This window comes from Burkholderia glumae LMG 2196 = ATCC 33617, from assembly GCF_000960995.1.
In the GTDB taxonomy this organism is placed as follows: Bacteria; Pseudomonadota; Gammaproteobacteria; order Burkholderiales; family Burkholderiaceae; genus Burkholderia; species Burkholderia glumae.
This window is the reverse complement of record NZ_CP009434.1, coordinates 1,292,513-1,306,059: the sequence shown is the minus strand read 5'-3', so window position 1 is coordinate 1,306,059 and position 13,547 is coordinate 1,292,513. Positions and strand designations below refer to the sequence as shown.

Annotated in this window: 11 protein-coding genes; 4 read left to right on the top strand and 7 right to left on the bottom strand. The window is 70.9% G+C overall.

Annotated features, from left to right (window positions below):
• Nucleotides 1-92 precede the first annotated feature (92 nt).
• Together KS03_RS06865 and KS03_RS06860 are read right to left on the bottom strand one after the other, a co-directional pair.
• On the bottom strand, nucleotides 93-1,571 hold the full coding sequence (locus tag KS03_RS06865) for a PepSY-associated TM helix domain-containing protein (protein WP_015877547.1): 1,479 nt from the start codon (nucleotides 1,569-1,571) through the stop codon (nucleotides 93-95).
• 176 nt (nucleotides 1,572-1,747) lie between these two features.
• Nucleotides 1,748-2,242, bottom strand: coding sequence for a hypothetical protein (locus tag KS03_RS06860; protein WP_015877548.1), 495 nt, complete (start codon nucleotides 2,240-2,242; stop codon nucleotides 1,748-1,750).
• Nucleotides 2,243-2,480: 238 nt separating this feature from the next.
• On the opposite strand from KS03_RS06860, the gene KS03_RS06855 reads away from it, so the two are divergent.
• Nucleotides 2,481-2,948: a hypothetical protein gene (locus KS03_RS06855; RefSeq protein ID WP_035980875.1), complete on the top strand. Its 468-nt coding sequence runs from the start codon at nucleotides 2,481-2,483 to the stop codon at nucleotides 2,946-2,948.
• Between the two features lie 267 nt (nucleotides 2,949-3,215).
• The gene (locus tag KS03_RS06850) at nucleotides 3,216-5,333 is read left to right on the top strand and encodes a TonB-dependent receptor (RefSeq protein ID WP_015877549.1); all 2,118 of its coding nucleotides are present in this window, start codon (nucleotides 3,216-3,218) and stop codon (nucleotides 5,331-5,333) included.
• Nucleotides 5,334-5,354: 21 nt separating this feature from the next.
• Here the strand turns inward: KS03_RS06850 and KS03_RS06845 are convergent, their stop codons facing one another.
• The 3 genes from KS03_RS06845 to KS03_RS06835 all read right to left on the bottom strand — a co-directional run bounded on the left by KS03_RS06845 (nucleotide 5,355) and on the right by KS03_RS06835 (nucleotide 8,734).
• Complete coding sequence (locus KS03_RS06845; protein WP_015877550.1) at nucleotides 5,355-6,488, bottom strand: porin; 1,134 nt, start codon at nucleotides 6,486-6,488, stop codon at nucleotides 5,355-5,357.
• Nucleotides 6,489-6,782: 294 nt separating this feature from the next.
• Nucleotides 6,783-8,240, bottom strand: coding sequence for a purine-cytosine permease family protein (locus KS03_RS06840; RefSeq protein WP_015877551.1), 1,458 nt, complete (start codon nucleotides 8,238-8,240; stop codon nucleotides 6,783-6,785).
• Nucleotides 8,241-8,323: 83 nt separating this feature from the next.
• On the bottom strand, nucleotides 8,324-8,734 hold the full coding sequence (locus KS03_RS06835) for a nuclear transport factor 2 family protein (RefSeq protein ID WP_015877552.1): 411 nt from the start codon (nucleotides 8,732-8,734) through the stop codon (nucleotides 8,324-8,326).
• Between the two features lie 251 nt (nucleotides 8,735-8,985).
• Here KS03_RS06835 and KS03_RS06830 point away from each other — a divergent pair, with 251 nt between their 5' ends.
• Nucleotides 8,986-9,801, top strand: a complete 816-nt coding sequence (locus KS03_RS06830) for a class I SAM-dependent methyltransferase (RefSeq protein ID WP_015877553.1) — start codon at nucleotides 8,986-8,988, stop codon at nucleotides 9,799-9,801.
• A gap of 190 nt (nucleotides 9,802-9,991) precedes the next feature.
• Nucleotides 9,992-10,582, top strand: a complete 591-nt coding sequence (locus KS03_RS06825; RefSeq protein ID WP_015877554.1) for an IMPACT family protein — start codon at nucleotides 9,992-9,994, stop codon at nucleotides 10,580-10,582.
• Between the two features lie 63 nt (nucleotides 10,583-10,645).
• Here KS03_RS06825 and ilvA read toward each other — a convergent pair whose 3' ends face one another.
• Both ilvA and ppk2 read right to left on the bottom strand, forming a co-directional pair.
• On the bottom strand, nucleotides 10,646-12,289 hold the full coding sequence (ilvA, locus tag KS03_RS06820) for a threonine ammonia-lyase, biosynthetic (protein WP_015877555.1): 1,644 nt from the start codon (nucleotides 12,287-12,289) through the stop codon (nucleotides 10,646-10,648).
• Between the two features lie 207 nt (nucleotides 12,290-12,496).
• A complete protein-coding gene (gene ppk2, locus KS03_RS06815) occupies nucleotides 12,497-13,432 on the bottom strand; it encodes a polyphosphate kinase 2 (protein ID WP_015877556.1) in 936 nt (311 codons plus the stop codon).
• Nucleotides 13,433-13,547: the final 115 nt, after the last annotated feature.

Here is a 13,547-nt window from a genome sequence, read left to right as displayed (position 1 = left end):
CGGCGCGGGGAGATCGATCGGCGGCGGCGCGCCACCCGGGCGCCCCGCGCTGCCGCCGGCGCGCCGATCGAACGGCGCCGGCGGGGCTTGCATCAGGCCAGCGCGCGCGTGGCCCGGCCGAACAGCAGCCGGTCGGCAAGCCAGACGGCGACGAGGCTCGCGCCCATCAGCGGAAACACGCTGCCGAGCAGCACGAGCCCGGCGATCCAGGCACGCATCGGCGGCGGCCGGCGTTCGCGCGGCGGCGCGCCGAGCTTGAGCGCCGGGCGCCGCTTCCACCACATCACGAAACCGCTCACCGCCATCGCCGCGAGGCCGAGCGACAGCGCCGCGCAAATCAACTGGTTGGCGAGCCCGAAATAGCGGCCCATGTGCAGCGACGTGCCATACGAGACACCCTGCGCGATCGCGCCGTAATCGGCATAGCGGATGTCGCGCAGCACCGCGCCGCTGTACTGGTCGAGCGACAGCGTGCGCTCCGCCTTCGGATCGGCGGGAAAGTACGAGGCCGTATACACGCCGTCCGGATTCGCGGGCAGCACCAGCGTGTAGCCGCTCGTCAAGCCGTGGGCGGCCATCGCGGCAATCGCCTGGTCGAGCGTGAGCGGCCGCGCGCCCGGCGCCGCCGCAGCCGATTCGGGCACCGGCACCTGGCCGACCGCCCAGGGCGCGAGCCGCACCGGCAGGTCGTCCATCACCATGCCCAGCATCGCGGCGGCGGCGCCGGCGGAGTGATGCCTCGCGCCCGGCGGTGCGTCCGTTGTGGGCGCGTCCGATGCCGCGCTGGCCGCGCCGGGACGTGCCGAGCGCAGCGACCCAGCCCCCCATGCGCCGGGCGGCGAGCCGAGCTTCACACGCGCGGCGACCGCCTTGAAGCCCTGGCCCCACGAGCCCGTCCACGGCAGCCCGCTCAGCACGAACCCGAGCGCGCCGGCCGCGAGCCAGATGCCGAGCCAGGCATGCACGCTCTTCCAGAGCGCCCGGCCGCGCAGCCGCGGGTCGGGCCACCAGCGGCGCCGCGCGCGATCCGGCTCGCGCGGCCACCAGAGCGCCACGCCGGTGCCGATCATCACCAGCGTCCAGCACGCCACCAGTTCCATCAGCAGCTCGCCCGGCTTGCCGAGCAGCAGCTTGCGATGCACCATCCGGACGATCTGCATGAAGCGATCGTCCACGCCGAGCGTGCCGAGCACGGCGCCGTCGTAGGGATCGACATAGACGCTCTCGCGCCGCCCGCCGGGCAGGCGGAACACGAACTCGGCGCTGCGCTCGGGCGCGCGGCGGATTTCGGCCGACACCGGCTGCGCGCCGTCCGGCAGCGAGGCGCGCGCACGCGCCAGCAGCGTATCGGCATCGAGCGCGGGCGTGGCGCGCGGCGTCACGACCAGGCGGTGTGCATAGAGCAGCGGCTCGATCTGCGGCTGGAAACAATAGAGCGTGCCGGTGATCGCGAGCACGATCAGGAACGGCATCACGAACAGGCCGGCATAGAAATGCCAGCGCCATAGCGTGCGATAGCCGGCCTGCGGGGAACGCACGGCCGCGCTCGCGCGCTCGAGGGTGGTGGACATGGCTCAGCTCCTTGCAATCGGCGGCGACGCGCGGCGGCACGCGGCCGGCATGCGCGGGCAGCGCGCGCGACGGCGGCGCTCGCGGCACGCGAGCGGTCGACAGGATTGATGGTTCGGTTGCGTCTGACGCGGTGACGGACGCGGGCCGCGTCAGGCGCGCGGCGGCGACGGATCGATCAGGCCAAGCAGGGAGGGGCGCGCGACGGCGGACCAACGTCGGACGGTGAACAGGCGGCCACGCGCGCGGCGCAGCGCGGCCAGACTCGCCGCGCTGCGGCGACGGGGAACAGCACCACGAGCAACAGGCTCAGGCTCAGCGCGACGAACAAGGCCGCGCCGAACGCACATACGGCACCGCTCGAGCCGGAGGGCGTCGACCCGCCCGACGAAGCGTCGTGCCCACGCGGCGAAAGCAGGCTCGCGAGCGCCATCGCGTCGTTGGCCGGCGTGATCGGCGAGGCGTCGTCGAAGCTGACGGAGCGCCCCGGCGCGTCGATCACGAGCGGGCCGTGCCCCGAGCACAGCACCACGCCGCCCGCGCCCGGCGAATCCGGGTCGAGCATCACGGCTCCGGAAATCAGCGCGCGGGACAGCAGCACGGCCAGTATCAGGCCCCACAGCAGTCGTGTCGCGACGCCGTTCCGCAACAGGAAATGGCGAAGTGCGTTCATGGCGGCGCGATTGTAACCCCCTGCTGCGGCGGCCGTGAAGCGCGATCGCCGAATCGCCGGCATCAGGGCGGCCGGCCCGGCAACTCGATGGCGGGCGCCGCGCGTCTTGCCTGGCGGCACCGGCCTGCGCCGCTTCACACATCACCTCGGACAGCGCTGCCGAGCCCGGCTTTCGATGTGGTGCGACATCCCGTCGCGGAGCGGACGACCGCAGCCGTGCGGCTACAATACCGCCGCCATGAGCCGACTCCGCCCTCTGCTGGCGCGGCGCGCGAATCATCCGCTGCTGTCGGCGCTGATGCTCTGCGTGCTGGCGTTCCGCCTGATCCTCCCGACCGGTCTGATGCTCGACACGAGCGCGGGCGGCGGCTGGCCGGGCCTCGTGATCTGCACCGGGCACGGCCCGCTGGAGGCGACGGGCGCCGCCGCGCAGGCCGCCGCTGCGCTCGAGCAGGCGCTCGCGGCCACGCCCGGCCGTGCCGGCGCCCTCGACGCGCCTCACGCCGGCCTGATGCAAGGCGGCGAGCTGTGCCCGTTCAGCGCCGCGTTCGCCATCGCGATTCCGTTCGCCGTACTCGCATGCCTGCGATGGACGCGCCTCACGATCGTCGGGCGCCGCGCCGCGCCGCGCATGACGCGCCCGCGCCGTCCGCCGCATCATGCGCGCCCCGGTGCGCGTGCCCCTCCCGACTACGCCTGCCCCTGACGCGCTTCGCCTGACGCGCCTGCCGACGCCGGACGCCGCCTGATCCGGCGCCGCGCCGCCGCGCATCGTCCGTCGTCCGTCGTCGTTTCGCAGCGGCTCTGGTCGGCTCCGCCCTCGCCACCGCCACCCTGCCCGCCTCGCCCGCTCACGGCGACGCGATGGCCGGGCGCGCCCGGGTCGGGCCGCCCGCCGTCCCATGCCACGCAGCCCCGCGCCGGGCCTGCGTGCTGTCTCGTTCCGCTCTCGACTCGCCTCATCACTGCTGCCATGAAGCCTCGCTCGCTTTCCGCCCTCACCGCCGCGCTCGGCGCGCTGTCCAACCCCGCTCAGGCCCAGGCCGACGCCGCGCCGCCCGACCTCGCGCTGCCCGCGCTGCAGGTCAAGGCCGCGCGCCCCGGCGCACTGGACCGCGTGCAGGACACCGGCAGCCACCTCGGCCTCACGCCGCGCCAAACCCCGGCCAGCGTCGAGCAGCTCAGCCGCGCCGCGCTGACCGAACGCGGCGACGCATCGATCGTCGATGCCGTCAGCCGCGCCACCGGCATCGCCGCGTCCCCGCATCCGGGCAACGGCAATTCGGAACTGTCGGCGCGCGGCTTCGTGGGCGCCTCGTCGGTCACCCAGCTGTTCGACGGCGTGCGCCCCTACGGCGCGATCGGGGTCACCTATCCGTTCGATACCGGGGCCGTCGATCACATCGACGTGCTGCGCGGCCCCGCCTCGGTGATCTACGGCGAAGGCGCGATCGGCGGCGTGGTGAACGTGGTGCCCAAGAAACCCGCGCGCGGGCCGGTCGAGAACGAGCTGCAGCTCGGCATCGGCACCGAGCGGACGGCGCGCGCCGCGTTCGGCAGCGGCGGCGCGATCGACGACAGGCTGTCCTACCGCTTCGATGCGAGCGGCAATCGCTCGGCGAACTGGGTCGACGCGGGCCATTCGCGCAACCTGTCGGTGTCGGGCGCGCTGCGCTACGACGTGCGCCCCGACCTGTCGATCACCGCCTCGTATGCGCAGGGCTTTCAGCATCCGATGCGCTATTTCGGCGTGCCGCTCGACAACGGCGTGCTCGATCCGGCGCTGCTGAAAAAGAACTACAACGTCGGCGACAGCCTGATCTCGTTTCGCGACAGCTGGGCCACGCTCGCCGCGAGCTGGCAGCCGAGCGACCAGCTGCGCGTGACCAGCACGCTCTACCGGATGAAAAGCCACCGCCACTGGAAGGACGCCGAGAACTACGCGTTCGTGCCGGCCACCGGCCAGATCGCGCGCAGCGGCTACACCGAGATCCTGCACGATCAGCAGCAGTTCGGCGAGGTCACGACGGCCACCGTCGAGAGCCTCGTGCTGGGCCGCCGCAACACGTTCTCGGCCGGCTTCGAGTTCAACCACACCAGCTTCCGCCACGACAACAACTCGCCGTACTCGGGCAGCTCGCTGGTCGATCCCGATGCGTTCGACCCGGGCAGCTTCATCAACATCGCCGGCACGCGGCCGAAGTACGATTCGCAGGCCAACCAGTACGCCCTGTTCGCCGAGGACCGCCTCGCGCTCACGCAGCGCTGGTCGGTGGTGGGCGGCCTGCGCTACGACCACGCCAGCGTGAACCGCGACGACCTCGTGGCCGGCGGCGGCTTCGGGCGCGTCTACGCGAACACCGGCTGGCGCCTTGGCACCGTCTACGACATCACGCCGGCCGTCACCGTCTACGGCCAGTATTCGGCGGCGGCCGACCCGGTCGGCTCGCTGCTGATGCTCAATGCGTCGAGCGCCAACTTCCGCCTCGCCACCGGCCGCCAGATCGAGGTCGGCCTCAAGCAGTCGCTGCTCGGCGGCCGCGCCGAGTGGACGCTTGCCGCCTACCGGATCGTCAAGGACAACCTGGTGGCCGCCGATCCGCAGCACCCGAACCAATCGATCCAGATCGGCCGGCAGTCGTCACGCGGCATCGAGGCGAGCGTCGGCGCGCAGCTCGCGCGCGACTGGCGCATCGACGCGAACGTCGCCGCGCTGCGCGCGAAGTACGACGATTTCACCGAGGCCAGCGGCAGCGGGCTCGTCTCGCGCGACGGCAACGTGCCGGCCTCGGTGCCGCAGCGGCTCGCGAACCTGTGGGTGAGCTGGCGCTTCGCCTCGCGGTGGACCGGCATCGGCGGGCTGCGCTACGTGGGCAGGCGCTATGCCGACGCGGCGAACCAGCTGTCGATGGCGTCCTACACCACCGTCGATCTGGCGCTCGCCTGGACGCCGCGCAAGGACACCACCATCACGGCGCGCGCCCGCAACGTGTTGAACCGCCATTACGTGGAGAGCGCCTACTACAACGAGACGCAATACCTGATCGGCAGCGACCGGCGCTTCGAGCTGCTGCTCGCCTGCCGGTTCTGAGGTGCCGGCCCGGGGCATGGCTCAGAACGAATGCGTGATGCCGACGCGCGCGACGACCTGGTGCCCGTTCGAGGACGCGCCAGCCGAACCGAGCACGTAGGCGTTCTCGAGCGGCGTGCCGGTGCCGCCGCCGCCGACCGTCTGATACGCGACCTGCGAGTAGAGGCCGGTGCGCTTCGACAGCGCGTACTGCGCCATCAAGCCGAGCTGGTTCCAGTGCAGCGAGGCGCCGCCGCCCGTGTCGAGATGCGCGCGCGAATAGGTATACATCGCGCCCACGAACAGGTCCGGCCGCACCTGCACCTTCGCGTTGGCTTCGAGATTGTCGAAACGCAGCGTCGCGACCGGCACGCCGAGCGCGCCCACGTAGACCGACTCGGTGGGCCGCTGCACCATCACGTGCGTGTAGACGAGCCCGAGCGTGGCCGGCCCGATGCCGTAGTTCGCGCCGATGCCGTAGATCTTCTGGTTCGCGGCGGCGAACACCATGTCGCCCGTCGCGACGCTGCCGCCGGCGGTGGTGCCGGGCGCGCCGAGATCCTCGTAGACGGCGCCCAGCGTCAGGGTCCGGTAGGTGTAGCCGAGGCCGACGCCGATCGCGCGGTTCTGCGCGAAGCCGCCGGCCTGGTTGCTGAAGCCGTAGAGCGCGGTGGCCGTCAGCCCGGCTACGCTCGTGCTCGTGAACTTCACGGCATTGTCGACGTGGAACGAGGCGTCGGTGTTGTCGTTGTCGAACGGATGCGAGAACAGGTAGCCGGCCCAGCTGCCGTTCGCCGTCAGCGGCGCGAGCACGTCGGCCACCGTATCGAACTGGCGCCCGAACGTGAGCGTGCCGAAGCGCTCCGACTGCAGCCCCGCATAGGACTGGTAGCCGAACAGGCGGTCTCCGTAGTAGATGCGGCCGTTGTCGAGCTGGAAGCCGCTTTCGAGATCGAAGATCGCATGCAGGCCGCCGCCGAGATCCTCGTTGCCCTTGATGCCCCAGCGGCTGGTCGCGAGATCGACGCTGGTCTGCTGCCAGGCGGCATGGCCGCCGGCGTTGCCGGTGTAGTTGATGCCCTCGTCGAGCACGCCGAACAGCGTCACGCTGCTCTGTGCCTGCGCGCCATACGACGCAACCAGGCACGCGATCGCCACCGCCACCTTCTTGTTCATGTGGTGTTTCTCCCTGTTTCGATGAATTGGATCATCGTTATCGTCATGGAGCGCCATCTCGCCCCGTCTTCACCGACTGCGCCGGCCCCGCGAGGTTCCGCCGGGCCGGAGGCGCGCGGCACGGCGCGGCGTCAAGCAGCCCGCCGTGCTCGGCCACGGCCCAGGCGGGCGCGAGGATCGCGCGAAACGATTGTGGTGAGCAGCCCGCGGCCGGTCAACGGCGATGGCGGACGAAATCATATCGATGACGCATTGGCGATGTATCGGCGCGACCTTGACGTGGCCTGCCACGCTTTAGCGCAGCCCCAGCGCGTCGTCGCTCTCGCCGATCGCCGCAGCTTCATCGCGCGCCGTCACGCCGCGCCAGGGCAGCAGGTAGGCGAGCGTCGCCACCGCGAGCCCGACCGCCCAGGCCACGTCCACGCCGCCCAGGCGCGCCGCGAGCGCGCCCGTGTAAACGCCCGGCAGCACGAAGAACGGCACCGAGGCGAGCAGGCCGATCGCATAGGAGGCAAGCCCGCGCAGGCCCCAGGCGCCGTAGATGCCGTCGGCCGAGAACAGGTGCGTGATCGCATAGCGGCCGCGCCGCACGAAGAAGTAGTCGACCAGATTCACGGCGGTCCACGGCGCGAGCAGATAGAGCATCATCGTCAGCGCCGCGAACAGGATATCGATCGCGTTGCCGGTCAACAGCATCGAGATCGCGACCCAGGCGGCGCTCACCAGCACCAGCGTCACGACGCGGATCGCGCGCGTGGGCCTGACGGCGCGAAACGAATCGAGGCCGGTGATCAGCGTCAGCATCGCGCTGTAGTTGTTGAGGCCCATGGTGGCGACCATCGCGCCGATCGAGACGATCGAGATCAGCGCGCCGAAGCCGTGGAAGAGCATGTTGCCGGCCGCGTTCAGCGCGATCAGCCCGTCCGACGCGCCGAGCCGCGAGGCGAGCCAGGCGCCGAGCGCGATCAGCCAGATCGCCGACGAGGCGGCACCGGCGAACACCGCGCCGATGATCGCGCGCGGCCGCGTGTGGCGCGGCAGGTAGCGCGAATAGTCGGATACGTAGGGGGCGTAGGTGATGTTGTAGCTCGCGCTGGCCGCGAACTGCGAGGCGAACGCGACGAGGCTGAAGCCGCCCGCGTGGCCGACCTTCGGCGCCACGCCGCCGGTGAGGATCGCGGCCGACAGCACCACGTAGAGCGGCAGGCTCGCGTAGAGCATCCACTTGAACGCGCGGTGCAGCCAGTCGTGGCCGTACACGGCGAGCAGCAGCGCGAGCAGCGCCGTGGCGAGCGTGATCGCGGTGGGCGACCAGCCGAAGATCGCATGCAGGCCGCTCGCCATCAGTACCACGTCCACCACGTTGAACGCGACGAAGGTAAACGCGGTGGCGAGCAGCACCACCACCACGCCGCGATAGCCGAACTGCGCGCGCGACTGGATCATCTGCGGCAGCCCCAGATGGGCGCCCTGCGAGGCGTGGAACGCCATGAACAGGGTGCCGAACAGGATGCCCAGCACGCCCGAGAGGATCGTGTAGCCAAGCGAAAGCCCCATGCCCGGGCCGACGAAGCCGATCGCGATGGTGAAGAACTGGAAATTGCCGAGGAACCAGAACGGCCCCTGGTCGATGACCCTGCCGTGCCGCTCGCTGTCGGGCACATAGTCGATCGAGCGGGTCTCGATCGTCGAGAAGCGTGCCTGCGCGGGCGCCGCGGCGCCGCTCAGGTCGGCCGTGCCGGGATGTTCCATGTGGGTTCCTTGTTCAGTTATCCTGATTCATGCGCCGCGCCGGGTGGCGGCCAACGTCAGGTCCGGCTGCTTTGGGGGAAGGCTCAGGCGCCGCCGGCGGCAGCCGGCAGCGGCGAGAGATGCTCGTGGATCGCGAGCCAGCGCTCGCCGCGGCGCGCGAACACGATCGTCTCGCGCTCGTCGAGACGCACTTCACCCGCCCGCGTGCGAAGCGTGGTACGCACCGCGTGCGTGAAGATCGCCGCGTCGCCGCCCACCTGCTGCACGGCGCGCTCGCGCGATTCGCAGGCGAGCACGGCGAAGCCCTCGTCGCGCTCCCACTCGCGCCAGCGGCGCCGGTAGGCATTGCGCGATTCCAACAGCGTGTCGACGTGATGGAACACGAAGGTCGCCTCCGGCGCGAACGCGGCGAAGTAGGCCGTGCTGTCGTGGCGGCCGAACGCGTCGATCAACGCATCGGCGGCGGCCAACACCTGCTGCTCCGTCGAACTCATCGAAAGGCTCCCTTCTCGCGTGTCAATGGCTTGCAGCCGATCGTAGTGAGTCAAAAAAGCATGACCCATATCAACGTGTCGATGTTTACATCGACATCGGTCGATGTGAGCCGGATGGCGGCACGGCGGCCGGCTCGCCGCGCCGTCCATCCGGGCCCGCCTGCCCGGCGCAGACGGGCCCGCACGCGTGCAGGCGCGGCCGGCGGAAACTTGGCATCATGGCGGCATCGCGTCGATTTCCGAGCCTTCCCATGCCGTTACATCGCCTGCGTGTCGCCGAACCCGAGACCGCCTGCAAGTGCTGCGGCGCCGTAAGCCGGCTCTGCGGCCTGGTCGATTTCTCGGTCGGCGGCGCCGACCGCCTCGCCGGCCGCAAGCTCGATCCGTACGCGGGAGTGCCGGTCTACTACCACTGCTGCATCCGCTGCCGCTTCGTGTTCACGCGCTGTTTCGACGACTGGCGCCGCGAGGATTTCGCCGCCCACCTCTACAACGCCGACTACGCGCGCCAGGACCCCGACTATGCCGGCCGACGCGCGCTGGCGAACGCCGAGCTGATCGCGCGGCAGTTCCCCGAGCTGGCACATGCGCGGCTGCTCGACTTCGGCGCGGGCCTCGGCCTGCTCGAACGCGAGCTGCGCGCGCGCGGCTTCACCGGCATCACTTCGTTCGATCCGTATGCCCTCGCCGAAGACGCCGCGGGCATGGCGGCTGCGCCGCCCGCCGGCGCCAGCCGCGTGGTGCTGGCGTTCGAGGTGTTCGAGCATGATCCCGATCCGCACGCGCTCGTCCAGACCCTGCTGCGCCTGCTCGACGCCGACGGCACGATCCTGTTCACCACCGTGCTCGTCACCGATGCGGTGCTGGAAGCCGGTATCGACAGGTGGTGGTACTGCATGCCGCGCAACGGCCACCTCTCGCTGTTCTCGGCGCGCGCGCTCGCGATGCTGGCCGGGCGCCACGGGCTGCGGGTGCGCTCGCTGAGCGAGAGCCTGCACCTGATGTACCGGCACGCGCCGCCGGCCTGGGCGGACCGTTATCCGGCCGCCGGCGGCGGCACGGCCTGAGCCGCCGGCGGCCCCGCACGCCGCGCGCGGCGCCGCCGCCGGGCCGCGCGAGCGGGCATGGCCGTAGAATGTCGGGTTTTCTCTCGCGAGGCTCACGCCCGCCCCGCCTCGTGCTCCGCTGCACGACGCCGTCGGGCGCGGGCCCCGCGAACCCGCCGCCGAACCCGAGACGCCGCGCCGCCGCCCGACCATGACCTACACCCTCGCGCAAACCTGTACGCAGGAGATCGAGATCCGCAAGAGCCGGTTCATCGCCCAGGCGATTCCGGTGGCCGATCGCGATGCCGCGATGGCCGAGCTGCAACGCCTGCGCGACGCGCATCCCGCCGCCACGCACGTCTGCTGGGCGCTGCTCGCGGGCGGCCAGTCGGGCATGTCCGACGACGGCGAGCCGTCCGGCACGGCCGGCCGGCCGATCCTCGAAGTGCTGCGCCATCACGACCTGGATGGCGTGCTGGCCGCCGTGATTCGCTATTACGGCGGCGTGAAGCTCGGCGCGGGCGGCCTGGTGCGCGCCTACACCGATGCGATCGCGGGCGCGCTGCTCGGCGCGCAGCGCGTCGAGCGCATCGCGCTCGCGCGGCTCGCGATCGAGATCGGCTATCCCGACGAGGCACGCGTGCGGCGCTGGATCGAACAGAGCGGCGCCGAACTGTTGGACAGTGCCTACGGCATGACCGTGCGGCTGGTCGTGCGGCTGCCGGTGACCGAGGTGGCCGCCGCGCGCGAGACGCTGCGCGACGCCACGCAGGGGCGCGCGGGCTTCCCGGCCTTCGAGTGAACGCGGCGGGCGCGCCCGCGCCGTCGCCGGCGGGCGCACCGCGCCCCGGCCCGGCGTCGGGCGCTAGGCCAGGAACAGCCGGTAGGCCGGGTTCGCGGTCTCTTCGTGATAGGGATAGCCGAGCGCGGCCAGGAACCGGTCGAACGTGGCGTGATCGGCGCCGGGCACCTGCAGCCCGACCAGGATCGAGCTGTAGTCCGCGCCCTGGTTGCGGTAGTGGAACAGGCTGATGTTCCAGTTCGGCGCCATCGCCGAGAGAAACTTCATCAGCGCGCCCGGGCGCTCCGGAAACTCGAAGCGGAACAGCCGCTCGTCGCGCGAGAGCGGCGAGCGCCCGCCCACCATGTAGCGAATGTGGTCCTTCGACAGCTCGTCGCCGGTCAGGTCGGCCGCCTCGAAGCCGTGCGCGCCGAAGTTCGCCGCGATCTCGGCCGATTCCTCGCGGCGCCGGATCTGCACGCCCACGAAAATGTGCGCGGCGCGCTCGTCGGCGATCCGGTAGTTGAACTCCGTCACGCTGCGCTCGCCCACCAGCTCGCAGAAGCGCCGGAAGCTGCCGCGCTCCTCGGGGATCGTCACCGCGAACACCGCCTCGCGCGCCTCGCCCACCTCGGCGCGCTCGGCCACGAAGCGCATCCGGTCGAAGTTCATGTTGGCGCCCGAGGTGATCGCCACCAGCGTCTCGCCCTCGATGCCGGTGCGCGCCGCGTAGCGCTTGGCGCCCGCCACGGCCAGCGCGCCGGCCGGCTCCAGCACGCTGCGCGTGTCCTGGAACACGTCCTTGATCGCCGCGCACAGCGCGTCGGTGTCCACCGTGATCACCTCGTCGAGCAGCGCGCGGCAGAGCCGGAACGTTTCCTCGCCGACCTGCTTCACGGCCGTGCCGTCCGAGAACAGGCCCACCTCGGCGAGCATCACGCGCTCGCCGGCGCGGATCGACTTCGCCATCGCGCAGGAGTCCTCGGTCTGCACCCCGATCACGCGGATCTCCGGGCGCACCGCCTTCACGTAGGCGGCCACGCCGGCCGCGAGCCCGCCGCCGCCGATCGGCACGAAGATCGCGTGGATCGGCCCCTGGTGCTGGCGCAGCACTTCCATCGCCACGGTGCCCTGGCCGGCGATCACCTCGGGATCGTCGAACGGGTGCACGAAGGTCAGCTCGCGCTGGCGCTGCAGCTCGAGCGCGTGGGCATAGGCGTCGCTGAACGATTCGCCGGCCTGGATCACCTCGACGGTCGGCCCGCCGTGCGCGCGCACCGCGTCGACCTTGACCTGCGGGGTGGTGACCGGCACCATGATCACCGCCTTCACGCCCAGGCGCGCGGCCGAGAACGCGACGCCCTGGGCGTGGTTGCCGGCCGAGGCGGTGATCACGCCGCGCGCGAGCGCGTCGGCGCCCAGCTGGGCCATGCGGTTGTAGGCGCCGCGCAGCTTGAACGAGAACACCGGCTGGTTGTCCTCGCGCTTGAGCAGCACGCGGTTGTGCACGCGCGCGGACAGGTTGCGGGCCGCCTCGAGCGCGGTTTCGACCGCCACGTCGTAGACGCGCGCGGTGAGGATCTTCTTCAGGTAGGCATCGATGCCGGCGGCGGCGCAATCGGCCGGCTGCGCGGGCGGCTTCACCGCCGGCGGCATGGCCAACGCCTCGGACGAACGCGCGCGCGGCGGTGTGACGGATTCCGGACGACGGGGGGACGGCGATGACATCGGAGGCTCCTGGCTGGGATTCATGCCCGGAGACGGATACGAAAAACCCGCCTCGGGGGCGGGTTTCGTGTCGGCTTCCTGCGCGCGCTAACCCACCATTCGATGAATGGTGTGAATAATGTGCGCGATCGGGAAGGCGTGACGGTTCATGTGCGAGAGCATCCGCGATGCGGCGTGCTTTGTCAATCCCCGTCCCGGCCCGGCGGCTCAATAGCGCTCGGGAACGATCATCTCTTGCGGGACCGGGCGGCGCAGATAGTCGGCGTGGTGGACCCGCTCGGGCAGTTGCACCGGCTCGCGCTCGACCTCGTGGTAGGGCACGAGGCTCAGCAGATGGTCGATGCAGTTCAGCCGCGCGCGCTTCTTGTCGACCGCCTGCACCACCCACCAAGGCGCCTCGGGGATATGCGTGCGAGCCAGCATCTCCTCCTTGGCGATCGTATAGGCTTCCCAGCGGCGGCGGCTCTCGAGGTCCATCGGGCTGAGCTTCCATTGCTTGAGCGGATCCTCGATCCGGCTCTGGAAGCGCGTTTCCTGCTCTTCGTCGGTAATCGAGAACCAGTACTTGACGATCTGGATGCCGCTGCGCACGAGCATCTTCTCGAACTCGGGCACCGAGCGGAAGAACTCCTCGTATTCGGCATCGGTGCAGAAGTTCATCACGCGCTCCACCCCGGCGCGGTTATACCAGCTGCGATCGAACAGCACCATTTCGCCGCCGGCCGGCAGGTGCGCGACATAGCGCTGGAAGTACCACTGCGTGCGTTCGCGGTTGTTCGGCGCCGGCAGCGCGGCCACCCGGCACACGCGCGGGTTCAGGCGCTGCGTGATGCGCTTGATCGCGCCGCCCTTGCCGGCCGCGTCGCGCCCTTCGAAGATCACCACCATCCGGTGGCCGGTGGCGACCACCCAGTCCTGCAGCTTGACGAGCTCGCCCTGCAGGCGGAACAGTTCGCGGAAATACTGCTTGCGCGCCTCGCGGCGCTCGGCCGTGAAGATCGCATCCGGATCGTCGAAGCGGCGGTCGTCGAGCTCCATTTCGAGTTCTTCGTCATAGGCATCGACGAGGTCTTCCTCCAGGCGGCGCCGGCGCTCCTGCGCTTGCAATTCGGCGGCATCGCCTTCGATGCGGGGGTCGTTCATCGCACACCTCCATGAGACGTCACATTCGTTCGTGCGCCGATTATCGCAGCCGCGCGTGTCAGATGCATTAATTCCGACATCGCGCGCGGGCGCGACGGCACCGGCCCCGGACGCA